Below are 25,068 nucleotides of genomic sequence, written 5' to 3' on the forward strand. Positions count from 1 at the left end.
GCGACACCCCCGGCCCGCCGCCCCGGGCGGGTGCGCGCGAACGACCCCGGGCGTGCTGCCCGGGGCCGTCCGTCCTGCTGGGGGGCCGTCAGAACTTGTTCTTCGGGGTCAGTCCCAGGGAGAGGCCGGAGAGGCCGCGCTGGCGGCCGGAGAGCTTGCCGGCGATGGTGCGCAGGGCGGCGCCCGCGGGGGAGTCCGGGGCGGAGAGGACGACCGGGCGGCCGTCGTCGCCGCCCTCGCGGAGGCGGACGTCGATGGGGATGGAGCCCAGGACCGGGACGGTGGCGCCGACGGTGCGGGTGAGGGCGTCGGCGACGGTCTGGCCGCCGCCGGTGCCGAAGACGTCGATCATCTCGTCGCAGTGCGGGCAGGGCATGCCCGACATGTTCTCGATGACGCCGACGATCTTCTGGTGGGTCTGCAGGGCGATGGTGCCGGCCCGCTCGGCGACCTCGGCGGCGGCCATCTGCGGGGTGGTGACGATCAGGATCTCGGCGTTCGGGACGAGCTGCGCGACCGAGATGGCGATGTCGCCGGTGCCGGGCGGCAGGTCGAGCAGGAGGACGTCGAGGTCGCCCCAGTAGACGTCGGCCAGGAACTGCTGCAGGGCGCGGTGCAGCATCGGGCCGCGCCACACCACCGGGGCGTTGCCCGGGGTGAACATGCCGATCGAGATGACCTTCACGCCGTTCGCCGACGGCGGCATGATCATGTCCTGCACCTGGGTCGGCCGGCCCTCGACGCCCAGCATCCGGGGCACGCTGTGGCCGTAGATGTCGGCGTCCACCACGGCGACCTTCAGGCCGTCCGCGGCCAGCGCCGCCGCCAGGTTGACCGTCACCGAGGACTTGCCGACGCCGCCCTTGCCGGAGGCCACCGCGTAGACCCGGGTCAGCGTGCCGGGCTTGGCGAACGGGATCTCCCGCTCGGGGGCGCCGCCGCGCAGCAGGGTGGAGAGCTCGCGGCGCTGCTCCTCGCTCATCACGTCGAGCTCGACGGAGACGGCGGTGACGCCGGGGACGGCGGACACCGCGTCGGTGACCCGCTGGGTGATCGTCTCGCGCATCGGACAGCCGGAGACGGTGAGGTACACCGCGACCTTCACCGCGCCGCCGTCGCCGATCTCGACGGACTTCACCATGCCGATCTCGGTGATCGGGCGGTTGATCTCCGGGTCGTGGACGGTCGCCAGGGCTTCCCGGACGGACTGCTCCGTCGCCCCGGCCGCCACCTCTGTCTCGTTGGCCATGTGTTGATGGTACGGCGCGGCGCCCCGCCCCCGACTCGCCGGTAGCGTGCCGCCGGTCACAGCGTGTCGGCGGACTCCCGGCGCTCGTCCAGTTCCTTCAGCAGCGACTGCAGTTCGGAGCGCACGAAGTCCCGGGTGGCGACCTCGCCGAGGCCCTGCCGCAGGGCCGCGACCTCGCGGGTCAGGTACTCGGTGTCGGCGATGTTGCGGTCGCTGCGGGCCCGGTCCTGCTCCATGTTGACCCGGTCCCGGTCGTCCTGGCGGTTCTGCGCGAGCAGGATCAGCGGGGCCGCGTACGAGGCCTGCAGGGAGAGCACCAGGGTGAGGAAGATGAACGGGTAGCCGTCGAAGTGCACGGCCTCCGGCAGCAGGGTGTTCCACACCACCCAGACGACGATCACCACCGTCATCCAGACGATGAAGCGCCCGGTGCCGAGGAAGCGCGCGATCCGCTCGGAGAGCTTGCCGAACGCCTCCGGGTCCCAGGCGGGCAGCCGGATCAGCCCGGGCCGGCCGGTGCGCGGCTGGTCGAGCCGGGCCCGGGAGCCGCCGGCGGGGGAGGGACGCTCCTCGCGGCGGCCGCGCTGCTCCCGGGCGCGCAGTTCGCGCAGCTGCCGCAGTTCGCGCAGCTCGCCCTGGATCCGCTGGCCCGAGGAGCCCTCGCCCGGCCGCTTGCGGTCAGCGTCCACCGCGCACCCCGCCGGTGCTCGCGTCGATGTCGTGCTCCGCGCCCTCGCGCCAGTCCTCCGGCAGCAGGTGGTCCAGCACGTCGTCGACGGTGACGGCGCCGAGCAGGTGGTCGTCCTCGTCCACCACCGGCGCCGCGACCATGTTGTACGTGGCCAGGTAGGAGGTGATCAGCGGCAGCGGGGTGTTCGGCGGCAGCGGATCCAGGTCGTCGTCCACCAGCGAGCCGACCAGCGTGTACGGGGGCTCGCGCAGCAGCCGCTGGAAGTGCACGGTGCCCAGGTACGTCCCGGTCGGGGTCTCGTTCGGCGGGCGGCACACGTACACCTGCGCGGCCAGCGCGGGCTTGGTGTCGGCGACCCGCACCCGGGCGAGGGCCTCGGCGACCGAGGCGTCCGGCTCCAGCACGATCGGCTCGGTGGTCATCAACCCGCCCGCGGTGTCCTCCTCGTACGAGAGCAGGCGGCGCATCTCCTCCGCCTCGGCGGGCTCCATCAGCCGCAGCAGGCGCTCCGCGTCGGCCTCCGGCAGTTCGGAGAGCAGGTCGGCGGCGTCGTCCGGGTCCATGGTCTCCAGGATGTCCGCGGCCCGTTCCTCCTGCAGCTTGCCGATGATCTCCACCTGGTCGTCCTCGGGCAGTTCCTCCAGCACGTCGGCCAGCCGGTCGTCGTCGAGCGCCGCGGCGACCTCGGCCCGGCGCTTGGCCGACAGGTGGTGCATGACGTTGGCCAGGTCGGCCGGGCGGAGCTGCTCGAAGGTGGCCAGCAGGTTGGCCGCGCCCTGGCCCTCCTCGGCCAGCGAGAAACCGGTCACCGCCGACCAGTCCAGCAGCAGCTGCTCGCCCCTCGCCTTCCGCAGCCGCCCGGGCGGCCGCCCCGCCTGCACGAACACCTTGTCGATCTCCCACTCCCGCAGCCGGGTCTGCACCATCGCCACGTCCAGGACGGTCACCTCGTCGGAGGTCTTCGTCCGGGTCACGGTGCGGTCCAGCAGTTCGGCCAGGACCAGCGTCTCGGACGGGCGCTGCTCGAAGCGGCGCATGTTCAGCAGGCCGGTCGACAGCACCTGGCCCGACTCCAGGCTGGTCACCCGGGTCATCGGCAGGAAGATCCGCCGCCGCCCGATCACCTCCACCACCAGTCCCAGCACCCGCGGCGGCTGCCCGCCCAGGCGCAACGAGACGACCACGTCCCGGACCCGGCCGACCTGGTCGCCGTTCGGGTCGAACACCGCGACACCGGAGAGGTGGGAGATGAAGACCCGGCTGCCTGGCCCCGCCACACGAGACTCCCTCCGGCGGAAACGGACACAACCCCCCAAATCTATCCGCGGAGGGCGGCGGAAGCCGCGTCGGCGCGAGCGGGATGGCGCAGACGGGGGCGGTGGCGAGCTGCGCTGCTGCGCGAGCGGGCTGGCGCAGACGGGGGCGCGGGGAACTGCGCGCAGCGGAAGGTGAACGTCAGCGAGGTCGCGAGGTGGGTGGTGAGCCGATGTCAGCCCGCGATCCTGCGGTGGGTGCCGGGTTGCTCGCGCAGTTCCCCGCGCCCCTGGCTGCGCCAGGTCCGGCGCGGCAGTTCCCCGCGCCCCTGGCTGCGCCAGGTCCGGCGCGGCAGTTCCCCGCGCCCCTGGCTGCGCGTCCGCGTCAGCGTTCGCGCTTGCGCTTCTTGAAGAGGATCTTGGGCAGCCCCGCCGGGATCGGCGCGCGGGTGGTGGCGGGGGTGGGCACCGGGGCCGCGGCGAGGGCGTCGTCGGGGAGCGGGGCGAGCGGGGCGTCGGTGGGGGTGAGGCGCAGGACGTGGCACTCGCGGGCCCAGCGGTCGCCGATGGTGTCGGTGTCGGGGGCGTTGAGCCGCTTGCCCTTGAGCTCCTCGACGGCGCCCTCCCAGGCGGTGGTGCCGGGGTCGAGGCGGGTGACGGCGGCGGTCAGGGCGACCAGGCGGCCCCACTTGTCCTTGCTGCGCAGGGTCACCGCGGCGGAGCCGCTCGCGGCGAGGCCGTGCAGGGGCTGCTCGGCGCCGTCGCCGACGACGACGATCGCGCCGTCGTGCCAGGCGTGCCAGAGCGGGCGGGCGTGCGGCTGCCCGGCGGGCTGGACCCAGAGCAGGCCGGACTTCTTGGCGGCTTCCTCCACCAGGGCCCGGTCGAGGAAGTCGGACGGGTCCGGGGTCGTCGTACGCTCCATGCCGCACAGCGTACGGCCTGGGTGCCCGGCGCCCGGCCCCGTCCCCCGGGCGACAGTGCCGTAGCGTCCGACAGCCCTTACCGTGTATGCCGTCCACCCCACCGCCCGAAGGAGCGCCGTGACCGCCGTCAGCACCACCGCCCCCGCCGCACCCCCGGCGCTCGGGGAACGGCGGCACCTGCCGCGCACCGACCTGCTGCTGCTGGCGGTGTCGATCGCGGGCATCTCGCTGTCCGCGCCGCTGATCAGCGCGACGGCCGCGCCCGCGCTGGCGATCGCGTTCTGGCGCAACAGCATGTCGGTGGCGGTGCTGGGTCCGTACGCGCTGTGGCGGCACCGGGCCGAGCTGCGCGGCATCCCGCGGCGGGCGCTGCTGCTGGCGGCGACGGCGGGGGTGCTGCTGGCGCTGCACTTCGCGCTGTGGATGCCGAGCCTGCGGATGACCTCGGTGGCGTCGTCCACCGCGCTGGTGACCACCACCCCGCTGTGGGCGATCCTGCTGATGCGGCTGACCGGGGTGCGGGCGCCCAGGCTGGTGTGGCTGGGCGCGGGCGTGGCGTTCGCGGGCGTGCTGGTGCTGACCGGCGTCGACCTGACGGTCTCGGCGCGGGCGCTGCTGGGCGACGGCCTGGCGCTGGCGGCGGGCGCGGCGGCGGCCGGGTACATGCTGCTGGGCGCGGAGGTGCGGCGCACCGTGTCGACCACCGCGTACACCCTGGTCTGCTACGCGACCTGCGCCCTCGCGCTGCTGGTGGCCTGCCTGCTGACGGGGGCCCGGCTGGGCGGCTGGCCGGCGGGCGTGTGGTGGCAGATCTTCCTGCTGATGGTGACGGCGCAGCTGCTGGGGCACTCGCTGAGCAACCGGGTGGTGCGCACCCTGGGCCCGTCGATCACCTCGACGGCGATCCTGCTGGAGACCCCGGGCGCGGCGCTGATCGCCGCGGTGTGGCTGGGCCAGTGGCCGCCCGCGGCGGCCTACCCGGCGGTGGGGCTGATCCTGCTGGGCCTGGTGCTGGTGGCCCGGGCGGAGCGTCGCTGACGCCCCGCCCGGCGGGCGGGCCGGCCGGTCACAGCCAGCCGTTGCGGCGGAAGCCCCGGTACATGCCGAAGCAGATCACCACGATGGCGCCGAGCACCGCCGGGTAGCCGTACGTCGACTTCAGCTCGGGCATGTGCTCGAAGTTCATCCCGTACACGCCGGTGATCATGGTGGGGACGGCGAAGATCGCGGCCCAGGCGGTGATCTTGCGCATGTCCTCGTTCTGGGCGACCGAGACCTGCGCCAGGTTGGCCTGCAGCAGCGAGTTCAGCAGCTCGTCGAAGCCCTGCACCTGCTCGCTGACCCGGGCCAGGTGGTCGGCGACGTCCCGGAAGTACTTCTGCATGTCGAGGTCGACCAGCCGCGCGGTGGGCTCGGAGAGCTGCAGCATCGGGCGCAGCAGCGGGGTGACGGCGCGCTTGAACTCCAGCACCTCGCGCTTGAGCTGGTAGACCCGGCCGACGTCGGTGCCGCGGCCGCCCTTGTTGGCGAACACGTCGTACTCGATCTCGTCGACGTCGTTCTGCAGGCGGTCGGCGACCAGCAGGTAGTTGTCCACCACGTGGTCGGCGATGGCGTGCAGCACGGCGGCCGGGCCCTTGGCGAGCAGGCCGGTGCCCTCGGTGTCGGCCTCCAGGCGGTGCCGCAGGGCGCGCAGCGAGGAGTGCGCGCCGTGCCGGACGGTGATCACGAAGTCCGGCCCGGCGAAGACCATCAGCTCGCCGGTCTCGATCACCTCGCTGGTCGGGGTCAGCTGCTCGTGCTCGACGTAGCGGACGGTCTTGAAGACCGCGAACAGCATGCCGTCGTACCGCTCGACCTTGGGGCGCTGGTGCGCGTGCACCGCGTCCTCCACGGCCAGCGGGTGCAGGCCGAAGCGCTGCGCGATGCCCTCGAACTCGGCCTCGGTCGGCTCGTGCAGGCCGATCCAGCTGAACGAGCCGGGCGCCAGCTGGTGCGCCGCCTTCACCTGCCGGGCGGCCTCGCGCGGGCTGCAGGTCTCGGTGGCCCGCTTGCCCTGCTGGTAGACGGCGCAGTCCACCACCGCGGACGGGGTGTCGCCGGGCTTCGACTCGAACGCGTCGCCGACCCGGCGGCGGGCTGGACGGACGACGGCGGCGCGCAGGTTGTGCATCATCGACATGGCGCGGGCTCCCTAGGGCCGGACCGGCGCGCCCCGGGACGTGCCGGGGGGACGCGACGGCGGAAAACACCGGTGGACACGCCAGGGCCGAAGAAGTGTCAGAAAGCCCGTTCGCTGGGCGGGTTTCGTCGGATCAGCCCCGGGGAAGGTGCTCTCTCGGCCGCGCGCGACACTGCGGGGTGGGCCCGGTCAGCCGCGCGGGCGGCGGGCCGGGGTGGGCCGGAGAGAGCTGCCGGTACTGCATGGTCGACTGCTGTCCACCGTGACCACCTCCTCCACGCCGGGGCCCGCGCTGGGGCCGTGGCGGCCCTGGTTCGTGTTCACAAGGCCGACCGCTCACATTAACAGTTCTTCCCGGAGCCGCGCCCGGCATTCGGCGTCGGCCGGGTAAAGGTCGCGCCAAGGTTCGGCGCGGCGCGCCCGCGCTAAGGTCGCGGCATGGCGCACGACTTCCCTCACTTCGGCGACTTCTCGCAGCCGGACGGCCCCGCGGGCCCGGCCCGGCAGACCGTCCTCACCCTGGTCGAGGCCCGGCTGACCGGCACCTTCGGCGAACCCACCGGCCGGGCCGCGGTCACCTTCGTCGGCGCGGACCGGATCGAGGTGCTGCGCTTCGGCCCCGACGCCGACGGCCTGGTCCGGTACGCGACGCTCGGCATGGCCGCCGCCCCGATGGCCGACCCGACCTCCCCGGTCGCCGACCCGGTGCGCGGCCCGCGCGCCGAACTGGTGCTGACCGTCCGCGGCGGCCGCGACGAGGTGCACAAGGCGCTCGCGGTGTTGGCCGCCAGCCCGCAGGTCGAGGGCCTGGTGGTGGCCCCCGGCGGCTCGCTCGACCTCGGCTCCCCGCTGTGGAGCGGAGCCCCGTTCACCTCGGTGCTGGCCGCCGAGCCCGGCGGCCTGGTCGCCGACCTCGACCTCCCCGAACCGGCCGACCCGGTGCGCTTCCTGCCGCTGCTGCCGATGACCCCCAACGAGGCCGCGTTCAAGCGCGTCCAGGGCGCCGAGGCGCTGCAGGAGCGCTGGCTGCAGCACGGCACCGACCTGCGCGACCCCGGCCGCCGCGGCGTCCCGCTCGACTGACGGCCGGGCTGCGGGCGGTCGGCGGGGGGTCAGCCGGTGATCGGCGCCGCCCCCGTCGCCTGCGCCAGCAGCTCCTCGTACGCGGCCGGGTCGGTGGTGTGCTCGCCCAGCCGGACGGTCTTGCGGCTGCCGTGGTAGTCGCTGGAGCCGGTGGTGAACAGCCCCAACTCGGCCGCCAGGCCGCGCAGTCGGGCCCGGGTCGGCTCGTCGTGGTCGACGTGGTCGACCTCCAGCCCGCCCAGCCCGGCCGCCGCCAGCTCGGCGATCACCGCGTCCGACACCGTCCGCCCGCGCTTCACCGCGCCCGGGTGCGCGAACACCGGCACCCCGCCCGCCGCGCGCACCAGCCGGACCGCCGTCACCGGGTCGGTCTCGTGCTTGCGGACGTCCGCCCGCCCGCCGTTGGCCAGCCACTCGGGCGTGAACGCGTCCGAGACGCTCGCCACCACGCCCGCCTCCACCAGCGCCGAGGCGATGTGCGGGCGCCCCACCGAGCCGTCGCCCGCGATCCGCTCCACCTGCTCCCAGCTGATCGGCGCCCCCAGCTCCCGGCAGCGCTCCACGATCGCCCGCCCGCGTCGGAACCGGTCGGTGCGCACCAGCTCCCGCTCGGCCGCGAAGGCGGGCTCCGCGGGGTTGAACAGGTACGCCAGCAGGTGCATGCTGATGCCGTCCACCTGGCAGGACAGCTCCGCCCCCGGCACCAGCACCAGCCCCGTCCCGGCCACCGCGGCCGCCGCCGCCCCGTAGCCGGACACCGTGTCGTGGTCGGTCAGCGCCACCACGTCCAGCCCGGCCGCGACCGCGTTGGCGACCAGTTCGGCCGGGGAGTCGGTGCCGTCGGAGGCGTTGCTGTGGGCGTGCAGATCGATGCGCATGCCGCCCAGGATAGGGAGCCGCCCGGCCCGGGGCGGCGGACGGCCCGTCAGTCCGCTGCCCGACCCCCTCCGGCACGGAGACCCGGGACGACGTACCGGCGGCCGAGCGCGAAGTCGCCGCGCTGCTCGACGACTTCGGCGCCGAGCGGGCCGCCGCGCCGTCCGCCCCGCCGGCCCGGCCGGAGCGCGGTGCGCGGGAGGCCGTGCGCACCGTCCTGGGCGGCCCCGGCCCCGCCGCGCTCGCCGTCGTCCTGCCCGCGGTGCTGCCGCTCCTCGGCGACCGGCGCGAGGAGTTCACGGCCGGCCGGGTGCCGGACGCGATCGGTCCCGCCGCCGTCCCCGCCCTGCGGGCGATCCGCGCCGACGGTCCCGGCCGCCTGCGCCGCCACGTCCTGCACGCCCTCGCCCGGCTCGGCGCGGGCGAGCAGCTGTCCGACCGCGACCGGGCCGCGCTCCGGCGGCTGGTGGACGTCGAACTGCTGGAGGGGGCCGTCCCCGGGGACGGGGAGCGGGACCTCCACCGGCCGACCGTGCGCGGCGACGCCTACCGGGACACCCCGCGCCGCGGCCACGGCCGGTTCCTGCTCACCGAACCCGGCGCCGGGCACGGGACCTTCCCCGGCGCGCTGACGATCTGGGCGGAGCCCGGCCCGGCGGGTCGGGCCTCAGCCCGGCGGGTCGGGCCTCAGCCCAGCAGCCGGGGCGAGAGCGCCCCGCAGGGCAGCAGGCCCAGCTCGGCGCCCGCGTCCCGCAGGTCGGTCAGCACCAGCTCGTCGTGCATCAGCAGCGCCGACTGCTCGGGCCAGGCGATCGCCCACAGCCACAGGCCGCGCGCCTCGCCGACGTACACCGCCCGGTCGTCCGGCGCCCCCGGCACGTGGAACATCGGCGTCGGCCGGCCCGCCGCCATCAGCTTCGCGTCGGCCGGCTTGTACAGCGCCACCGAGTCGCCCGGGTCCGGCCCGTCCAGCCCCGCGTACCGGGCGCCCAGGCCGATGCCCAGCTCCTCGGCCACCAGCACCAGCTCGCCGAACCCGCCCAGCGGGGCCGGGCCGGAACAGGCGACGGCGGTGGCCCGGGCGCCGGACAGGTCGTCACCCGCGTGCGCGATCCCGGTGAACAGCCAGCCCACCGGCAGCGGCCAGGGCAGCCAGACCGGCACCTGCGAGCGGTTCACCGCCACGTTCAGGGCCTCGATGCTCGGGGGCAGCACCGGCTGCATCGGATGCACGGCGCCGTGCAGATCGCACTGCCAGGTGTCGGAGAAGAGGCCGGGGGCGCGGACCCGACCGGCGCACCTCGGGCAGCTTGGCTCGCCCCTCATAACCGACAACGGTCCTCCCTCCGGACTGCTGCGTCAAGGACGATCACCCGTAAGGAGTGCGTCACGAGCCGCCCCGGCAACGGCCCGGGTCCGGCAGAGGTGATGTCCCGGCGGGAGCACCGTCAAACCCCCGCAGGTGACGGCCCCCGAACACACTGACGCCCCGCCGTCCCAGGGGTCTCCTGCGATGACGGGGCGTCAGCCGGGTATCGGAACGTCGGCGGGCCCGGAGGTCCGTCCGCGTTCGCTCACACGGCCTTGCACGGCCGGATGTACAGGCGCTCGCCGGTCTGCGCGGCGGCCTTCAGGTACTCGGACACGGTCTCCGCGTCGGCGATCAGCCGGTCGGTCTCCGTGCCGGCGTGATCCAGGCGGAGGATCTCGAAACGCATGGGCCTCTCCCTTCCCGTCCTCGGACTCCGAGGCGGACTCGGCCGACGGGTGGCCACCAGGCGGTGGCTCGTCGGCGTTGGCTGGGTCGGACGTCCGGCAGGTGCAGTCACCCGTCGTTCCCCCCACTCTCAGGCAGGACTTCTTCAGCGGCACTTTCCCTGCGGCACCGGAGGGAGGGCGTAGTGCCCCGATGTCCCACTGTGCCGCGACGCTGCTTCCCGGCGGTTGCCCACCGGTTAAATCCGTGGTCTCGACGGCCGGAGGAGGGTGCGGCCGCCGGAGGGTACTGATCCCGGACGGAATCAAATATTACCCGACCTAACGATTCTTGTCGCGCGAAAACCCGGGCCGACTTCTGATCACTCGTCAGGAGACCTGCCCGCGGCCCGGATCCGGCCGGAAACCGCGGACCGCCGGGCGCGGCTCAGGCGGACCAGAACGCGGCCAGCGCCGCCGCCGTCTCGGCCGGCCGCTCGGCGTTCGGGGAGTGGCCCGCGCCGGGGACCACCAGCCGGGCCGCGCCCAGCCGCTCCGCCATCCGCGACTGCTCCTCGACCGGCCAGGCGTAGTCCCGCTCCCCGGACAGCACCAGCTTCGGCAACGGCACCGCCGCCAGCTCGTCCACCCGGTCCGGCGCCGACACCAGGTGCGCGGCCGCCGCCCGCAGGCCCTGGGGGCGGTTCGCCAGCCAGCGGCGGTGCAGGAACTCCGCGATCTCCGGGTCCAGCGGCGGCACCCGCTCGCCGTCCAGCTGCCGCATCACCTGCCAGATCGACTCCAGGTCCATCGAGTCCAGCGCCTCCAGCAGCATCGCCGTCCGCGCCGCCTCCGGCGGATCGATCGCCCCCGCTCCCGTCGACATCAGCGTCAGCGACACCCACGGCAGGTCCTGCGGCGCCGCGAGCACCGCCTCGCGCACCACCTGCCCCCCGAACGAGTGCCCCAGCAGGTGCACCGGCCCCGCCACCCCCAGCTCCGCCGTCACCGCCCGCACGTCCGCCCCCAGCGCCGGGACGGTGTACGCCGCCGGGTCCTCCGGACCACCGGACTCGTACTGGCCCCGCTGGTCCACCGCCACCGTCCGGAAACCCGCCTCCGCGAGCGGTTCCAGCAGCGCGATGAAGTCCTCCTTGCTGCCGGTGAACCCCGGCACCAGCACCGCCGTCCCCCGCACCGCCCCCGTCGGCTCGCCCCACAACGCGGCCAACCCCGCCATCCGGGTCACCCGCACGCACGACGGCAACTTCAAGAACGGCGGCGTACTCATCCGCTGCGACCCCTCATCTCCGACCCCGACGCTTCGGGCTCACCCTACGGCCGACGACGCCCCCGGCGGCGGAGGGCGGGACGGCGCGGACGGGGGCCGGGAACGCCGCAGGGGAGGGACGACGTGGTGTCGGTCCCTCCCCTGCGGCGGGGGTGGTGCGGGTTACTGCTCGACGGCCTTCCGGGTCCGGCGCGGAGCCGGGATCTCCTCGACCGTGGCGGCCGTGGCCTTCTTGGTGGCGCGCTTGCGCGGGGCCGGGGCCTCCTCGGCCGGGGCGGCCTCAGCGGCCACGGCCTTCTTGGTGGTGCGCTTGCGCGGCGCGGGGGCCTCTTCGGCCGGGGCGGCCTCAGCGGCCACGGCCTTCTTGGTGGTGCGCTTGCGCGGCGCGGGGGCCTCTTCGGCCGGGGCGGCCTCAGCGGCCACGGCCTTCTTCGAAGTGCGCTTGCGCGGGGCCGGGGCCTCCTCGGCCGGGGCGGCCTCAGCGGCCACGGCCTTCTTGGTGGCGCGCTTGCGCGGCGCGGGGGCCTCCTCGACCGGAGCCGCCTCGACGACCGCGGCCGGGGCGGCCTCGGTGGCGACGACGGCCTTCTTGGTGGTGCGCTTGCGCGGGGCCGGGGCCTCCTCGGCCGGGGCGGCCTCAGCAGCTACGGCCTTCTTGGTGGTGCGCTTGCGCGGCGCGGGGGCCTCCTCGGCCGGGGCGGCCTCAGCGGCCACGGCCTTCTTGGTGGCCCGCTTGCGCGGCGCGGGGGCCTCCTCGACCGGAGCCGCCTCGACGACCGCGGCCGGGGCGGCCTCGGTGGCGACGACGGCCTTCTTGGCGGCGCGCTTGCGCGGGGCCGGGGCCGCCGCGGGCTCCTCGGCGGGGGACACCAGGGAGGTGACCGGCTTGCGGATGGCGCGCTGCTGCGGCGTCCGGGAGCGGATCACGGGCTCGGCGGCGACCGGCTCGGGGGCGGCGACCGGCTCGGGGGCGGACACCGGCTCCGGGGCGGCGACCGGCTCGGCGAACGCCGGGGCGGCGGCCTTGCGGGTGCGCTTGCGCGGGGTGCGGGCGGCGGTGGTGGCGGCCTCGGCGGCCGGGGCCTCCACGACGGGCGCGGGAGCGCTCGCGGGCGCCTCGACCGCCGCCGGGGTGGCGGTGGCCTCGACGGCGGCGGCCGCGGCGCTGCCGCCGCCTCGGCGGTTGCGGCTGCGGCGGCGCGGGCTGCGGCCCTCCACCGGCGCGGCGGCGGGGCCGGTGCCGGTGGCGGCGGGCTGCGGCTGCTCGACCGTCTGGGTCTCGGGGGCGACGGCGGCCGCGCTGCTGCCGCCGCGGGTGCGACGGCGCTCGCGGGAGCGGCGCGGGCGCTCGGCGGGGGCCGGGCTCTCGGGGGCGCCACCGCGTCCGCCGCGCGAGTCGCGGCCGTCACGGGAGTCGCGGGCGTCCCGGGAGGAGTCGCGGCCACCGCGTCCACCGCGCCCGCCGCGGCCGCCGGTCTCGCCGAGGTCCTCGACCTCCTCGGCGTCCAGGCCGGCCCGGGTGCGCTCGGACCGGGGCAGGACGCCCTTGGTGCCGGGGGCGATCCGCAGCAGCTCGTAGAGGTGCGGCGAGGTGGAGTAGGTCTCCTCCGGGTCGTTGAACGGCAGGTCCAGCGCCTTGTTGATGAGCTGCCAGCGCGGGATGTCGTCCCAGTCGACCAGGGTGACGGCGGTGCCCGAGGCGCCGGCCCGGCCGGTGCGGCCGATCCGGTGCAGGTAGGTCTTCTCGTCGTCGGTGCACTGGTAGTTGATGACGTGCGTGACGCCCTCGACGTCGATGCCGCGGGCGGCGACGTCGGTGCAGACCAGGACGTCGACCTTGCCGTTGCGGAAGGCGCGCAGGGCCTGCTCGCGGGCGCCCTGGCCGAGGTCGCCGTGGACCGCGCCGGCCGCGAAGCCGCGCTTGGTGAGCTGCTCGGCGACGTCGGCGGCGGTGCGCTTGGTGCGGCAGAAGATCATCGCCAGGCCGCGGCCCTCGGCCTGCAGGATCCGGGAGACCATCTCGACCTTGTCGAGCGAGTGCGCGCGGAAGATGTGCTGCTCGATGTTGGCGACGGTGGTGCCGGTGTCGTCCGGGGCGGCGGCGCGGATGTGGGTGGGCTGGCTCATGTACCGGCGGGCCAGCGAGATGACCTGGCCGGGCATGGTGGCCGAGAAGAGCAGGGTCTGCCGCTTGGCGGGCAGCATGGTGATGATCTTCTCGACGTCCGGCAGGAAGCCGAGGTCGAGCATCTCGTCGGCCTCGTCCAGGACCAGGGCGCGGACCTTGGACAGGTCGAGCTTGCGCTGCCCGGCCAGGTCGAGCAGGCGGCCGGGGGTGCCGACCACGATGTCCACGCCCTTCTTCAGGGCCTCGACCTGCGGCTCGTACGCGCGGCCGCCGTACACGGCCAGCACGCGGACGTCGCGGACCTTGCCCGCGGTCTGCAGGTCGTTGGTGACCTGGGTGCAGAGCTCGCGGGTGGGGACGACGATGAGCGCCTGCGGGCTCTCGGAGAGCTGCTCGGCGGTGGCCCGGCCGGCGGCGACGTCGGCCTTGACCACGACCCGCTCGATCAGCGGGAGGCCGAAGCCGAGGGTCTTGCCGGTGCCGGTCTTGGCCTGGCCGATGACGTCGTGGCCGGTCAGCGCGACCGGCAGGGTCATCTCCTGGATCGGGAAGGGGTGGACGATGCCGACGGCCTCCAGGGCCTCGGCGGTCTCCGCGAGGACGCCGAGGTCGCGGAAGGTCGTCTTGGTGGGGTCAACGGTGGTGGACAGGGTGCTGCCTCTTCCATGTGGAGGGCCGAGCCCGAACGCGTCCTGCCGTGCCCGGGCGGCCCCGGGAGGGGCGCGTCGGGCGGGCGGCGCGGGGGAGGGCGTCCCGTGGTGAACCGGGTCGTGCGGCGCGCTGTCGGCGCGGTCCGCGGCGGCCCTCGCTCGGCCTGGTGCGGTGCCTGGGCCCGAGGCTCGGGCCAGGTCGGAGCCGATCGGGTCTCCGACCGGGCATCCGCGTACGTGAGCGCCGGGTGCTGCACCGGGCGGCGGAACGCCACCGGGCACGACTGCGCGGCCTGCCGTTGGACGGACGGGCCGCGCCGGTCTTACACCTGGCCTCACCACCTACCATACAGTCAAGCGACGACTCGAACACGTGACGGTCGATACTCCGACCGGCCGAACCCGGCTGGCGGGGTGGTCGGAGGGCGGCTCCGGGCGGCCGGGCGGGACCACTAAGGTCGTTGCCATGGAGACTCAGGAACCCGCGGACGGGCCCACCGACTCGATCGGCCCCTGGGCGGCCCGGGCCGCCGACCCGCAGTACCGGGCGGCCGTGCTGGACCTGCTCGGCGCCCTCGCGTACGGCGAGCTGAGCGCCTTCGAGCGGCTGGCCGAGGACGCCAAGTTCGCGCCCGGCATCGAGGAGAAGGCCGCGCTGGCCCGGATGGCCTCCGCCGAGTTCCAGCACTACCAGCTGCTGCACGACCGGCTGGCCGAGGTCGGTGCCGACCCGGTCGCGGTGATGGAGCCCTTCGTCGAACCGCTGGAGAACTTCCACCGGATGACCGCCCCGGCCGACTGGCTGGAGGGCCTGGTCAAGGCGTACGTCGGCGACGCGATCGCCAGCGACTTCTACCGCGAGGTCGCCGTCCGGCTCGACGACGACACCCGGGACCTGGTGCTGCGGGTGATGTCCGACACCGGGCACGCCGAGTTCGCGGTCGAGCGGGTGCGGCAGGCGATCGCCGAGGACCCGCGGGTCGGCGGGCGGCTCGCGCTGTGGGGGCGGCGGCTGATGGGCGAGGCGCTCAGCCAGGCGCAGCGGGTGGTCGCCGAGCGCGACGCGCTGTCCAACCTGCTGGTCGGCGGGGCGCAGGTGCGCGGCTTCGACCTGGTCGAGGTCGGCAAGATGTTCAACCGGATCACCGAGACCCACACCAAGCGGATGGCGGCGCTGGGCCTGGCCTCCTGAGCGGGGCCGCCGGCGTTCAGGGGTGGCGGTGCCGGCCGCGGGGCCCCGGCCGCAGGTCGGGGCGGGCCGGCAGCGACACCAGCAGGGCCGCCACGGCGGCGGAGAGCGCCAGCGCCAGCAGCGGCGCGTGCCCGTCCAGCACGTAGTGGCCGATCCGGTCGGCCAGCACCGCGGAGACCAGCGCCGTGCCGACCGGCAGCGCCCGCGGGCCGGGGTACAGGTCGGGCCGCACCAGCAGGGCGCCCACCCCGACGGCCAGCCCGATCAGGACCGACGTGATCGCCTCCCACACGGCTGCCTCCCTGGTGCGCGACGCTGCGGCAGCAGTCCGCCTACCCGCCCGGGCCCACCGGTACGCACAGCACGGCGCCCCGTCCCCCCGGTGGGGGACGGGGCGCCGGTGACGCGGGCTCAGAGCGTGCCGAAGCCGACCTTGCGGACGGACGGCTCGCCGATCTCGACGTACGCGAGCCGCTCGGACGGCACCAGCACGCGGCGGCCGTGCTCGTCGACCAGGGTGAACAGCTTCGAGGTGCCGTCCAGGGCCTTGGCGACCGCGTCCGCGACCTCTTCGGCAGATTGCGCGCTCTCCAGGACGATCTCCCGGTTCGCGTTCTGCACGCCGATCTTGACCTCCACGGCTTCCGTCCCTCCGGTAGCTGGCCGCGCGCCCCCGACCGCCGTTCGCGGTGGGAGCGCCGTACGGGCATCACCTTAAGGCAGCAACCCGGCCGGGAGGCGAAGGTCGGGGGTCGGTCCGCTCAGGGCCGAATCGCGGTTCAGTCCGCCTGCTCGGCGGAACCCTCCTGGGCGGGGTGCATCGGGAAGCCCTTCAGGCCGCGCCAGGCCAGGCTGGCGACCAGCCGGACGGCCTCCTCGCGCGGGATCTCGCCGTCCTGGGTGAGCCAGTACCGGGCGGTGATCTGGGCCAGGCCGCAGACGCCGACCGCGAGCAGCTTGGCCTCGGCCTCGGGCAGGTCGGTGTCCTCGGCGATCACCTTGGAGACCAGGGTCGCGCTCAGGTCGGTGGCCCGGTCGACCCGCTCGCGCACCGCCGGGTCGTTGGTCAGGTCCGACTCGAAGACCAGCCGGAACGCGCCGGACTCGCTGGAGACGTAGTGGAAGTACGCCTCCATGGTCGCGGCCACGCGCTGCTTGTTGTCGCTGGTCGCCTCCAGCGCGGCCCGGGTGCCGTCCACCAGGGCGTCGCAGTGCTTGTCGAGCAGCGCGAGGTAGAGCTCCAGCTTGCCCGGGAAGTGCTGGTACAGCACCGGCTTGCTGACGCCGGCCCGCTCGGCGATGTCGTCCATGGCGGCGGCGTGGTAGCCCTGGGCGACGAACACCTCCTGGGCGGCTCCGAGCAGTTGTTCACGGCGGGCGCTTCGCGGCAGGCGGGCACCGCGCGGACGCTCCTGCGCCTCCTGGATGGCCGTCACGGCGCTCCTCACTTCACGGTCTGCGATGGACTGGCGGGGTGATTGATTCTACTTTTCGGTAACCCGCTCGTGCGCGGGTGAAGCCGAGTAAAGCGCACAACCGCCCTTGTCGGGAGCCCACAATACGGCCCGGGCCGCGGCTGTCCACGGGTCGAGACGGCCTCGTGACGGGGGCAGTACGGGCCCGTGACCGGCCGTGTCGGCGGCTCCCGCCCTCACTACCATCGTGCTCCATGAGCGCCTCCCAGCACCCCCTCGCCGCCCTGGAGCCGCACCGCACCGTCGAGGTGCCCGGCGCAGCACTGGCCGTCAGCCGGCACTCCGCGCCCCGCGAGGACCTGCCGCCCGCCCTGTTCGTGCACGGTCTCGGCGGTTCCGCCGACAACTGGCTCGAACTCCTCGACCTGCTCGCCGACGACGTGGACGGCGAGGCCGTCGACCTGCCCGGGTTCGGGCACTCCGCCCCGCCGCTGGACGGCAACCTGTCGGTCTCCGGGCACGTCCGGGCCGTGATCGGGTACCTGGAGGAGAGCGGGCGCGGGCCGGTGCACCTGTTCGGCAACTCGCTCGGCGGGGCGGTCGCCGTCCGGCTCGCCGCGCTCCGGCCGGACCTGGTGCGCAGCCTCACCCTGATCTCCCCGGCGCTGCCCGAACTGCCCCCGCAGCGCACCGCCTGGTCGACCGGGCTGCTGGCCGTGCCCGGCGTCGCCGAGCTGATCCGCCGCCGCGGCCCCGCCGCCGACCCGGAGACCGCCACCGCCGACCTGCTCGGCCTGGTCTACGCCGACCCGGCGGGCATCCCCGCCCACCGCCGGGCCCGGGCCGTCGCCGAGTACCGCCGCCGGTCCGCGCTCCCGTACGCCCTGGGCGTGCTGGCCGGGTCGGCGCGCGGGATCGTCAGCGCGTACACCGAGCGCGGCGAGCAGTCGCTGTGGCGGCAGGCCGAGCAGGTCACCGCGCCGGTGCTGCTGGTCTACGGGCTCAAGGACAAGCTGGTGTCCTACCGCTCCGCCCGGCGGGCCTGCGCCGCGTTCCGGGACGCCCGGCTGCTGGTGCTGCCGGACTCCGGGCACGTGGCGATGCTGGAGCACCCCGCGCCGGTCGCCCGCGCGGTGCGGGAGCTGCTCGCGGAGGCCGATCGGCGCGGCTGAGCCCGGCGCACGCGGGGCGCACCGGGCGGGAAGCCCGAAGAACGGAACGGGGACGCGCGAGGTCACGGGCGTTCACTCGATGGTGTGGCAAGCCGGGCCGGGCCCCTAGGGGGCTCGGCCTGGCGCTCTACCGTCGTGTTGTCGGACCGAACAGGTGTGGGGGGCGAGACGGCGAGGGCGGCGACCGCGGGGAGCGGGCACCGGCCGGGTGACCGTCGAGCACGGACGCACTCCCCTGTGTCGTAGGGCCGTGAACCCAGTGGAAACGCTCTGCTCTGGAGGCGTCGTGCGCATCGCTCTGCTCACCGAGGGCACCCTCACCAACGCGCAGCGTGGCGAGGGAGGCTGGTGCGGCCGCCTGGTCGGCGGCCTGCCCGAGCACGAGTTCCGGCTCTACCGGCTGCTGCCCGCCGGCCGCCCCGCCCCGCCCAGCGGCGTCCGCGGCCTGCACGGCGTCCACGAACTGCCCATGTGGGGCCGCCGCCCCGGCGGGCGCGGACCGACCGCCCTGCGCCGCCGGGCGTACACCAAGGCGTACGAGGAACTCGTCCGCGCCCTGGTGACGCCCGGCGAGCGGGCCGGGTTCGGGCCCGCGCTGTACCGGCTCGCCGCGCTCGGCCGGGAGGACGAGGCGCTGCCCGCGTTCCTCGCCTCCGGCCACGCCCACCGCGCTCTGGAGCGGGTCTGGCGGATGCCCGGCGCCGACACCGCCGGGGGCCAGCCGCTGGTCTGCGACGTGCTGGTCGCCGCCGACCTGCTGGAGCAGTGCCTGCGGCCGCTCTCCGCGCCCTGGTACGGCACCGGCCCGGCCGGGCTCGGCGGCGCCGACCTGTGCCACGTGGTGGGCGGCGGGCCGGCCGCGCTGCCCGCGCTGGTCGCCCGCGAACTGCACGGCGTCCCGTTCGTGGTCACCGAGCACGGCCTGCACCTGCGCGAGCAGTACCGCGGCTACCGCAGCGCCCCGTACCGCTGGCCGGTGCGCGCCCTGCTGCTGTCCTTCTTCCGGCAGCTGACCGAGGAGACCTACCGGCAGGCCGCGGTGCTCACCCCCGGCAGCGAGTACGACCGGCAGTGGCAGCAGCGCTGCGGCGGCGAGGCCGCCCGCACCCGGATCGTCCACGAGGGCACCGCCGCCACCGAACGGCCCGCCGCCGGGGCGGAGCCCGGGGCGCCCACCCTGGTCTGGGCCGGGGCCCTCGAACCCGGCCGCGACCCCGAACTGATGCTGCACGCCTTCGCCCGGGTCCGGGCCGAACTGCCCGCCGCCAGGCTGAAGGTGTACGGCGAGGAGGGCGCCCCCGGCTACCTCGCGCACTGCACCGCGATCGCCGGACGGCTCGGCGTCGCGGACGCCGTCGAGTTCGCCGGACGGCCCCGCAGCTCGGCCGCCGCCTGGGAGTCCGGCAGCGTCGTGGTGTTCAGCGCGCTCGCCCAGCGCAGCCCCCGGCTGCTCGCCGACGCCATGCTCAGCGGACGGGCCGTGGTCTCCACCGAGGTCGGCGTCGCCCGCGAAGTGCTCGGCCCCACCGGCCTGTTGGTGCCGCCGCGCAGCCCGCGCGCGCTCGCCGCCGCCTGCCTCGCCCTGCTCACCGACCACGAACGCCGCTCCCGGCTCGGCCTGGCCGGACGGCTCCGGGCGCAGGAACGCTTCGCCGTGGAACCCGTGGTCGGCGCCTTCCGCGAGATCTACCTCGACCTGGTCTCCCGCTACCCGGCCTTCCCGGCCCGCCCCGGCGCCCCGGCCCGCCCCTTCGCCCGCCCCGCCGAGTACTGGGTCTCCGGCGGCAGCACCCCGCCGCCGGCGCCCGCCGGGCAGGCGCCGCGCACCCCGGGGCCCGCCCTCGCGGAGGCGCTGTGACCGGCACCCCCGCCGACCCCGTGCGCGAACTCCTCGACAGCAACCGGGACCTGTGCGAACAGGCGGTCGACCCGCTGGAGATCGCCGCCGCGCTGGAGGACTCCGGCCTGGCCGTCGACGGCGCCGCCCGCTACCGGCACGCCGACGTCTTCGGCCTCGCCGAGGAGCTGTACGCCCGCGTCCCGCGCCGCCCGCCCACCCGCGAGCCGCTGCCGCCCGCCGAACCGCTGCGCACCCTCCCGCTCGCCGCCCTCCGCACCGCCGCCGCCCACCTGCTGCCGCTGCTGCCCGCCGCCACCCTCGGCGGCCTGCCCGGCGGGGCGCTCGCGGTCCTGCTCGGCGCGGGGGCCGGGGCCGCGGTCGAACGGCGGAGCGGCGGGGAGGAGGCCCGGGGCGGGGCGGCGGACCAGGACGACTGGGGGCCGGAACAGCGGGAACCGGCCCCCGCCCGGGGCGGCGTCCCGTGGGCCGCGCTCGGCCAGGGCGCGGGCACCGGCCTGCTGCTGGCGCTCCTCGCCGCGGCCGCGCCCGGCGCGGCGCGGGCCGCCGCGCTCGGCGCGGCCACCGCCGGATGGGCGGCCGCCTGGCTGCGCCGGTTCGGTCGACGACAGGGCGGGGCCGCCACGCTGGGGGAGTACCGCTCCCGGCTGCGGTTCGCGCTGCCGCTGGCCGTGCTGGCGCAGCTCGCCGCCCTCGCCGGGCTCGGCTGGGCGGTGGCCGGGGACACCCCGGCCACCGGGTGGGCCGCGCTCCTGGTGCTCGGCACCCTGCCGCTGCTCGCCGCCGCCGTCCGCGACGCCGGACGCCCGACCGCGGCCGCGGTCGCCGTCCTCACCGCCGCCGCCGCTGCCGCCCTGCTGACCCTCCCCGCTCCGGCCCACTGGCTGGGCGCCTCCCCGAGCGGCGCGCTCTCCGCCGCCGCGCTCGGCCCCGCCCTGCTCCTGGCCGGCACCGCCTGGCCGCCGTCCACGGGGCCGGGGGCGTACCGGTGAGGGGGGTTCCGGCCGCGGACGGCCGTGCCGGACGGCGGGGGTCCGGGCGCCGGGGCTGTCGCGGCCGGCCGGGGGCCGGTCGTCGGCTGCTGTCGGCTCCGCCCGTCCGGTCGTCGCGACCGGTCGGGCCGGGCTCCGCCCGCGCGGGCGTCCGGCGGTCGCGGGGCCCCGCGCGGCGGGGCGCCGGCGGGGGCCGGGGTGTTGATCGGATGTGGTTTCGCCCGGCGGCTGCCGGGCCCGAGGGAAGGACTGGGACCCGATGAGGGTGCTGTTGCTGGGAGCCGACGGGTTCATCGGTCGGCGGGTGGCCGATCGGCTGCTGGCGGAGGAGGGGCTCCAGGTGACGGTGCTGGGGCGGGGGGACTCCGCGGACATCAGGTTCGACCTGGCCGCGGGGAGCCCGGGGGCGCTGGCCCGGTTCCTGGACGCGGTGGCCGCGCAGGTGGTGATCAACTGCGCGGGGGCCACGTACGGGACGTCGCGGACGCTGATCCGGTCCAACACGCTCGCGGTGGCGACGGTCTGCGAGGCGATCCGGCGCAGCCGGGAGCCCGCGCGGCTGGTGCACGTGGGGTCGGCAGCCGAGTACGGGCCCGCGCAGCCCGGGGGCCCGATCCCGGAGAGCGCGGAGCCGCGGCCGGTGGGCCCGTACGGGGTGTCGAAGCTGGCGGGCACCGAGCTGGTGCTGAACTCGGGGCTGGACGCGCTGGTGCTGCGGGTGTTCGACGTGGTGGGGCCGGGGGCGCCGACGGCCTCGCTGTTCGGGCGGCTGGCGGAGGGGCTGCGGCGGGCGCTGGAGCAGGAGGAGAGCCAGGTCCGGATGCCCGACCTGTCCGGCTACCGGGACTTCGTCGACGTCCGGGACGTCGCGCGGGCGATCCAGGCGGCGGCGGTCTCGGCCGCCACCGGGGTGATCAACATCGGCTCCGGCCACGCCGTCCGGGCCCGGGACGCGGCGCACCTGCTGGTGCGGGCGTCCGGCTTCGAGGGCACCGTCACCGAGGACGCCCGGCAGGTGGTGCTGCCCGCGCAGCAGGCGGGCGCGGAGGGGCTGCGGGCCGTGGAGGCGCGGGCGGTGGTCGAGCCGGTGCAGTGGCGGCAGGCGGACGTCCGGACCGCCCGGGACCGTCTCGGATGGCGGACGCAGGTGCCGTTGGAGGAGTCGCTCGGGGACGTCTGGCTGGAGACCGCCTGCCGGGTGTGAACCGGAACGGCCGGGCCTGACCAGGGGGTTGGCCCGGGGAGCCGAGGTCTCGGCATCCGGTGTCGTGCATCTCACCCACTGGACCCACTGTCTTGGAATACCCCGGGCACGTGACACTGTTGGCGTAGTCGAACAGAACCTGACGACCATCGGAGTCCCCGTGTCGCTGCCACCCCTGGTCGAGCCCGCCGCCGAGCTCACCGTCGAAGAGGTCCGCCGGTACTCCCGCCACCTGATCATCCCCGACGTGGGCATGGACGGGCAGAAGCGGCTGAAGAACGCCAAGGTGCTGTGCGTCGGCGCCGGTGGCCTCGGGTCCCCGGCCCTGATGTACATGGCCGCCGCCGGGGTGGGCACGCTCGGCATCGTCGAGTTCGACACCGTCGACGAGTCGAACCTGCAGCGCCAGATCATCCACGGCCAGTCCGACATCGGCCGGTCCAAGGCGGAGTCCGCGCGCGACTCGGTCAAGGAGATCAACCCGCTGGTCGAGGTGGTCCTGCACGAGGAGCGCCTGGACAACGACAACGTGATGGAGATCTTCTCCGGCTACGACCTGATCGTCGACGGCACCGACAACTTCGCCACCCGGTACCTGGTCAACGACGCCGCGGTGCTGCTCGGCAAGCCGTACGTCTGGGGTTCGATCTACCGCTTCGACGGCCAGGCCAGCGTGTTCTGGGCCGAGCACGGCCCCTGCTACCGCTGCCTGTACCCGGAGGCCCCGCCGCCGGGCATGGTCCCGTCCTGCGCCGAGGGCGGCGTGCTGGGCGTGCTGTGCGCCTCGATCGGCTCGATCCAGGTCAACGAGGCGATCAAGCTGCTGGCCGGCATCGGCGAGCCGCTGGTCGGCCGACTGATGATCTACGACGCCCTGGAGATGCAGTACCGCTCGGTGAAGGTCCGCAAGGACCCGAACTGCGCCGTCTGCGGCGAGAACCCGACGGTCACCGAGCTGATCGACTACGAGTCCTTCTGCGGCGTCGTCTCGGAGGAGGCCAGCGCGGCCGCGGTCGGCTCGACGATCACCTCCAAGCAGCTCAAGGAGTGGATCGACAACGGCGAGGCGATCGACATCATCGACGTCCGCGAGGTCAACGAGTACGAGATCGTCTCGATCCCGGGCGCCCGCCTGATCCCGAAGAACGAGTTCCTGATGGGCAACGCCCTGCAGGACCTGCCGCAGGACAAGCGCATCGTGCTGCACTGCAAGACCGGCGTGCGCTCCGCCGAGGTCCTCGCGGTGCTCAAGTCCGCGGGCTTCGCGGACGCCGTGCACCTGGGCGGCGGCGTGATCGGCTGGGTCAACCAGATCGAGCCGGAGAAGCCCGTCTACTGACGGACGCGTGCGTGCCGAACCGCCCGGTCGGGGAACTCCCCGGCCGGGCGGTTCCGTGCGTTCAGGGGGCGGCCAGGCCGAGCAGGGTGCCGGTGCGGTGCATCAGGTGGTCGAAGTACGCCGCCGGGTCGGCGGTGAACCGGCCGAGGGTGCCGAACACCTCCAGGGCGAGCGCGCCCAGCAGGTCGCTCCAGCCGGCCAGCGCGGAGACCACCAGGTGGTCGGGGGTGCCGGGGGGCATCCGGTCCAGCAGCGGGGCGAGCGCGGCCCGGGCCGCGGCGGGGACGGCCGGGTCGCCGAGCGGGCGGTAGGCGCCCGCGGCGGCGGCCTCCTGGAAGAGCCGGCCGATCAGCAGCGGCAGCCGCCTGCCGGGCCCGGTGGTGTCCTCGGGGGCGGTGTAGCCGGGCACGGGGGAGCCGTGGACGAGCGCGAACTCGTGCGGGTGGGCCACCGCCCAGCCGCGGACGGCCCGGCAGACGGCCAGCCAGCGGCCCGCGTGGTCGGTGCCGTCGAACGGGTCCGCGGCGGCGTCCGCGGCGTCGCCCAGCGCGTCGTAGGCGTCCGCGATCAGGGCGGTCAGCAGGGCGTCCCGGCCCGGGTAGTAGCGGTACAGCGCGGAGGCGGAGACCAGGCCGACCTCCTTGGCCAGCGTGCGCATGGAGAGCCCGGCGGGCCCGTGCTCGGCGAGCTGGCGGCGGGCGGCGTCCTTGATCTCGCGGGTGAACTCGGCGCGGATCCGCTCGCGGGGGGTGGGGGCCTTCGGCATGGGGCCATCCTCCCAGCGGGCGAGAACGGGCGCAACATTCGGATACGTCGTTCTTGATGGAGAACACTGTTCTTGACAGGGGTCCGGGGCTGCGCCAGGCTGGTGGTCGAGCGAGAACACCGTTCTCCCGGACTCCGAACGGAGCGTTCCCATGAGCAAGCACCTGGTCGTCGGCGCCGGACCGGTCGGCTCCACCACCGCCCGGCTGCTGGCCGAGCGCGGCGAGGAGGTCGTGGTCGTCACCCGCACCGCCGCCACCGCCCACCCGCTCGACGGCGTCCGCCGCCTGCACCTGGACGCCGCCGACGCCGACGCGCTCGGAGCCGCCGCGCAGGGGGCGGCGGCGATCTACAACTGCGCCAACCCGCCCTACCACCGCTGGGCCGAGGTCTGGCCGCCGCTCGCCGCCTCCCTGCTGACCGCCGCCGAGCGCACCGGCGCCGTGCTCGCCACCGTCTCCAACCTCTACGGCTACGGCGCGGTGGACGGCCCGATGACCCCGCAGACCCCGCTGCGGCCCAACTCCGTGAAGGGCGGGGTGCGCGCCGCGATGTGGCGCGAGGCGCTGGCCGCGCACGAGGCCGGACGCGTCCGGGCCACCGAGGTCCGCGGCTCCGACCACCTCGGCCCGGGCGTCGCCGGCGTCCTCGACGGCCGGGCCCTCGGCCGCGCGCTGGCCGGACGCACCGTCCAGGTCCTCGGCGACCCCGACGCCCCGCACAGCTGGACCGCCCCCGCGGACACCGCCCGGCTGCTGGTCACCGCCGCCGCCGACGAACGCGCCTGGGGCCGCGCCTGGCACGTCCCCAGCAACCCGCCGCGCAGCCAGCGCCAGGTCGTCACCGACCTCTGCGGGGCCGCCGGGCGGCCCGCCCCGAAGGTCACCGCGATCCCGCGCCCGGTGCTGGCCCTGCTCGGCCTGGCCAGCCCGACGGTCCGCGCCGTCCGGGAGACGGCGTACCAGTTCGAGCGGCCCTTCGTGATCGACGACACCGCGACCCGGGAGGTGTTCGGGCTGGCGCCGCTGGCGTGGGAGCGGATCCTCGCGGAGCTGGTCCCGTAGCGGGAGCCGCCATCCGGGGGCCCGGGGAACCGCGAGCCCCTGA

Annotated in this window: 24 protein-coding genes; 9 read left to right on the forward strand and 15 right to left on the reverse strand. The window is 75.5% G+C overall.

The genetic code is table 11. The features are described 5' to 3' along the window. Positions 1 to 88 precede the first annotated feature (88 nt). The 4 genes from QSK52_RS06525 to QSK52_RS06540 all read right to left on the reverse strand — a co-directional run bounded on the left by QSK52_RS06525 (position 89) and on the right by QSK52_RS06540 (position 4,118). Positions 89 to 1,249, reverse strand: coding sequence for an Mrp/NBP35 family ATP-binding protein (locus QSK52_RS06525; protein ID WP_285734609.1), 1,161 nt, complete (start codon positions 1,247 to 1,249; stop codon positions 89 to 91). 56 nt (positions 1,250 to 1,305) lie between these two features. Next, positions 1,306 to 1,878 (reverse strand): DUF1003 domain-containing protein, encoded by a 573-nt coding sequence (locus QSK52_RS06530; protein ID WP_435053186.1) that lies wholly within the window; start codon positions 1,876 to 1,878, stop codon positions 1,306 to 1,308. A gap of 49 nt (positions 1,879 to 1,927) precedes the next feature. Further along, positions 1,928 to 3,217 carry a magnesium transporter MgtE N-terminal domain-containing protein gene (locus tag QSK52_RS06535; protein WP_285734613.1) on the reverse strand — a complete coding sequence of 430 codons (1,290 nt, stop codon included), beginning with the start codon at positions 3,215 to 3,217 and terminating at the stop codon, positions 1,928 to 1,930. A gap of 361 nt (positions 3,218 to 3,578) precedes the next feature. Next, positions 3,579 to 4,118 carry a hypothetical protein gene (locus tag QSK52_RS06540; protein ID WP_285734615.1) on the reverse strand — a complete coding sequence of 180 codons (540 nt, stop codon included), beginning with the start codon at positions 4,116 to 4,118 and terminating at the stop codon, positions 3,579 to 3,581. Between the two features lie 118 nt (positions 4,119 to 4,236). On the opposite strand from QSK52_RS06540, the gene QSK52_RS06545 reads away from it, so the two are divergent. Continuing rightward, on the forward strand, positions 4,237 to 5,157 hold the full coding sequence (locus tag QSK52_RS06545) for a DMT family transporter (protein WP_435053174.1): 921 nt from the start codon (positions 4,237 to 4,239) through the stop codon (positions 5,155 to 5,157). A 28-nt stretch (positions 5,158 to 5,185) separates the two neighbouring features. Here the strand turns inward: QSK52_RS06545 and QSK52_RS06550 are convergent, their stop codons facing one another. After that, positions 5,186 to 6,301, reverse strand: a complete 1,116-nt coding sequence (locus tag QSK52_RS06550; protein ID WP_285734617.1) for a magnesium and cobalt transport protein CorA — start codon at positions 6,299 to 6,301, stop codon at positions 5,186 to 5,188. Between the two features lie 438 nt (positions 6,302 to 6,739). On the opposite strand from QSK52_RS06550, the gene QSK52_RS06555 reads away from it, so the two are divergent. Next, the gene (locus QSK52_RS06555) at positions 6,740 to 7,384 is read left to right on the forward strand and encodes a suppressor of fused domain protein (RefSeq protein WP_285734619.1); all 645 of its coding nucleotides are present in this window, start codon (positions 6,740 to 6,742) and stop codon (positions 7,382 to 7,384) included. A gap of 29 nt (positions 7,385 to 7,413) precedes the next feature. Here the strand turns inward: QSK52_RS06555 and QSK52_RS06560 are convergent, their stop codons facing one another. The 6 genes from QSK52_RS06560 to QSK52_RS06585 form a co-directional block, all read right to left on the reverse strand. Further along, the gene (locus tag QSK52_RS06560) at positions 7,414 to 8,262 is read right to left on the reverse strand and encodes a PHP domain-containing protein (RefSeq protein WP_285734621.1); all 849 of its coding nucleotides are present in this window, start codon (positions 8,260 to 8,262) and stop codon (positions 7,414 to 7,416) included. A gap of 47 nt (positions 8,263 to 8,309) precedes the next feature. Further along, entirely contained in the window at positions 8,310 to 8,783 is a 474-nt protein-coding gene (locus QSK52_RS06565) for a hypothetical protein (protein WP_285734624.1), read from the reverse strand. A gap of 164 nt (positions 8,784 to 8,947) precedes the next feature. Continuing rightward, positions 8,948 to 9,586, reverse strand: coding sequence for a DUF6758 family protein (locus QSK52_RS06570; RefSeq protein ID WP_033211956.1), 639 nt, complete (start codon positions 9,584 to 9,586; stop codon positions 8,948 to 8,950). 248 nt (positions 9,587 to 9,834) lie between these two features. Further along, entirely contained in the window at positions 9,835 to 9,978 is a 144-nt protein-coding gene (locus QSK52_RS06575) for a hypothetical protein (protein WP_162869915.1), read from the reverse strand. Between the two features lie 425 nt (positions 9,979 to 10,403). Next, positions 10,404 to 11,246: an alpha/beta fold hydrolase gene (locus QSK52_RS06580; RefSeq protein ID WP_285734628.1), complete on the reverse strand. Its 843-nt coding sequence runs from the start codon at positions 11,244 to 11,246 to the stop codon at positions 10,404 to 10,406. 162 nt (positions 11,247 to 11,408) lie between these two features. Then, positions 11,409 to 13,910, reverse strand: a complete 2,502-nt coding sequence (locus QSK52_RS06585) for a DEAD/DEAH box helicase (protein ID WP_352230273.1) — start codon at positions 13,908 to 13,910, stop codon at positions 11,409 to 11,411. A gap of 580 nt (positions 13,911 to 14,490) precedes the next feature. Between QSK52_RS06585 and QSK52_RS06590 the strand changes: the two genes are divergently transcribed. After that, a complete protein-coding gene (locus QSK52_RS06590; RefSeq protein WP_285734630.1) occupies positions 14,491 to 15,216 on the forward strand; it encodes a ferritin-like fold-containing protein in 726 nt (241 codons plus the stop codon). Positions 15,217 to 15,232: 16 nt separating this feature from the next. Here the strand turns inward: QSK52_RS06590 and QSK52_RS06595 are convergent, their stop codons facing one another. The 3 genes from QSK52_RS06595 to QSK52_RS06605 form a co-directional block, all read right to left on the reverse strand. Next, positions 15,233 to 15,508, reverse strand: a complete 276-nt coding sequence (locus tag QSK52_RS06595; protein WP_285734632.1) for a hypothetical protein — start codon at positions 15,506 to 15,508, stop codon at positions 15,233 to 15,235. Between the two features lie 119 nt (positions 15,509 to 15,627). After that, positions 15,628 to 15,855: a DUF3107 domain-containing protein gene (locus QSK52_RS06600; protein WP_033251447.1), complete on the reverse strand. Its 228-nt coding sequence runs from the start codon at positions 15,853 to 15,855 to the stop codon at positions 15,628 to 15,630. A gap of 140 nt (positions 15,856 to 15,995) precedes the next feature. Next, positions 15,996 to 16,652, reverse strand: coding sequence for a TetR/AcrR family transcriptional regulator (locus QSK52_RS06605; protein WP_033251448.1), 657 nt, complete (start codon positions 16,650 to 16,652; stop codon positions 15,996 to 15,998). 233 nt (positions 16,653 to 16,885) lie between these two features. On the opposite strand from QSK52_RS06605, the gene QSK52_RS06610 reads away from it, so the two are divergent. The 5 genes from QSK52_RS06610 (at position 16,886) to moeZ (ending at position 23,196) form a co-directional block, all read left to right on the forward strand. Further along, positions 16,886 to 17,803, forward strand: coding sequence for an alpha/beta fold hydrolase (locus tag QSK52_RS06610; RefSeq protein WP_285734634.1), 918 nt, complete (start codon positions 16,886 to 16,888; stop codon positions 17,801 to 17,803). Between the two features lie 286 nt (positions 17,804 to 18,089). Further along, complete coding sequence (locus QSK52_RS06615; RefSeq protein WP_285734636.1) at positions 18,090 to 19,661, forward strand: DUF3492 domain-containing protein; 1,572 nt, start codon at positions 18,090 to 18,092, stop codon at positions 19,659 to 19,661. Beyond that, on the forward strand, positions 19,658 to 20,653 hold the full coding sequence (locus tag QSK52_RS06620) for a hypothetical protein (protein ID WP_285734637.1): 996 nt from the start codon (positions 19,658 to 19,660) through the stop codon (positions 20,651 to 20,653). The genes QSK52_RS06615 and QSK52_RS06620 overlap by 4 nt, the downstream gene beginning before the upstream one ends. A gap of 259 nt (positions 20,654 to 20,912) precedes the next feature. Next, a complete protein-coding gene (locus tag QSK52_RS06625) occupies positions 20,913 to 21,857 on the forward strand; it encodes an NAD-dependent epimerase/dehydratase family protein (protein WP_285734640.1) in 945 nt (314 codons plus the stop codon). Positions 21,858 to 22,017: 160 nt separating this feature from the next. Next, on the forward strand, positions 22,018 to 23,196 hold the full coding sequence (moeZ, locus tag QSK52_RS06630; RefSeq protein WP_033251452.1) for an adenylyltransferase/sulfurtransferase MoeZ: 1,179 nt from the start codon (positions 22,018 to 22,020) through the stop codon (positions 23,194 to 23,196). A gap of 61 nt (positions 23,197 to 23,257) precedes the next feature. Here moeZ and QSK52_RS06635 read toward each other — a convergent pair whose 3' ends face one another. Then, a complete protein-coding gene (locus QSK52_RS06635) occupies positions 23,258 to 23,962 on the reverse strand; it encodes a TetR/AcrR family transcriptional regulator (protein ID WP_285734642.1) in 705 nt (234 codons plus the stop codon). A gap of 151 nt (positions 23,963 to 24,113) precedes the next feature. Here QSK52_RS06635 and QSK52_RS06640 point away from each other — a divergent pair, with 151 nt between their 5' ends. Next, the gene (locus QSK52_RS06640; RefSeq protein WP_285734644.1) at positions 24,114 to 25,025 is read left to right on the forward strand and encodes an NAD-dependent epimerase/dehydratase family protein; all 912 of its coding nucleotides are present in this window, start codon (positions 24,114 to 24,116) and stop codon (positions 25,023 to 25,025) included. Positions 25,026 to 25,068 lie beyond the last annotated feature (43 nt).

It is taken from the genome of Kitasatospora phosalacinea (genome assembly GCF_030268885.1).
GTDB classification, from domain to species: Bacteria; Actinomycetota; Actinomycetes; order Streptomycetales; family Streptomycetaceae; genus Kitasatospora; species Kitasatospora phosalacinea_C.

Excerpts from the sequence above, each read along its gene's own strand:
- QSK52_RS06525 (WP_285734609.1), bottom strand. The coding sequence starts at position 1,249 with ATGGCCAACGAGACAGAGGTGGCGGCCGGGGCGACGGAGCAGTCCGTC.
- QSK52_RS06555 (WP_285734619.1), top strand. The coding sequence starts at position 6,740 with ATGGCGCACGACTTCCCTCACTTCGGCGACTTCTCGCAGCCGGACGGC.
- QSK52_RS06610 (WP_285734634.1), top strand. The coding sequence starts at position 16,886 with ATGAGCGCCTCCCAGCACCCCCTCGCCGCCCTGGAGCCGCACCGCACC.
- QSK52_RS06625 (WP_285734640.1), top strand. The coding sequence starts at position 20,913 with ATGAGGGTGCTGTTGCTGGGAGCCGACGGGTTCATCGGTCGGCGGGTG.
- QSK52_RS06590 (WP_285734630.1), top strand. The coding sequence starts at position 14,491 with ATGGAGACTCAGGAACCCGCGGACGGGCCCACCGACTCGATCGGCCCC.
- QSK52_RS06540 (WP_285734615.1), bottom strand. The coding sequence starts at position 4,118 with ATGGAGCGTACGACGACCCCGGACCCGTCCGACTTCCTCGACCGGGCC.
- QSK52_RS06570 (WP_033211956.1), bottom strand. The coding sequence starts at position 9,586 with ATGAGGGGCGAGCCAAGCTGCCCGAGGTGCGCCGGTCGGGTCCGCGCC.
- QSK52_RS06635 (WP_285734642.1), bottom strand. The coding sequence starts at position 23,962 with ATGCCGAAGGCCCCCACCCCCCGCGAGCGGATCCGCGCCGAGTTCACC.
- QSK52_RS06585 (WP_352230273.1), bottom strand. The coding sequence starts at position 13,910 with ATGACCCTGCCGGTCGCGCTGACCGGCCACGACGTCATCGGCCAGGCC.
- QSK52_RS06550 (WP_285734617.1), bottom strand. The coding sequence starts at position 6,301 with ATGTCGATGATGCACAACCTGCGCGCCGCCGTCGTCCGTCCAGCCCGC.
- QSK52_RS06580 (WP_285734628.1), bottom strand. The coding sequence starts at position 11,246 with ATGAGTACGCCGCCGTTCTTGAAGTTGCCGTCGTGCGTGCGGGTGACC.
- QSK52_RS06575 (WP_162869915.1), bottom strand. The coding sequence starts at position 9,978 with ATGCGTTTCGAGATCCTCCGCCTGGATCACGCCGGCACGGAGACCGAC.
- QSK52_RS06640 (WP_285734644.1), top strand. The coding sequence starts at position 24,114 with ATGAGCAAGCACCTGGTCGTCGGCGCCGGACCGGTCGGCTCCACCACC.
- QSK52_RS06560 (WP_285734621.1), bottom strand. The coding sequence starts at position 8,262 with ATGCGCATCGATCTGCACGCCCACAGCAACGCCTCCGACGGCACCGAC.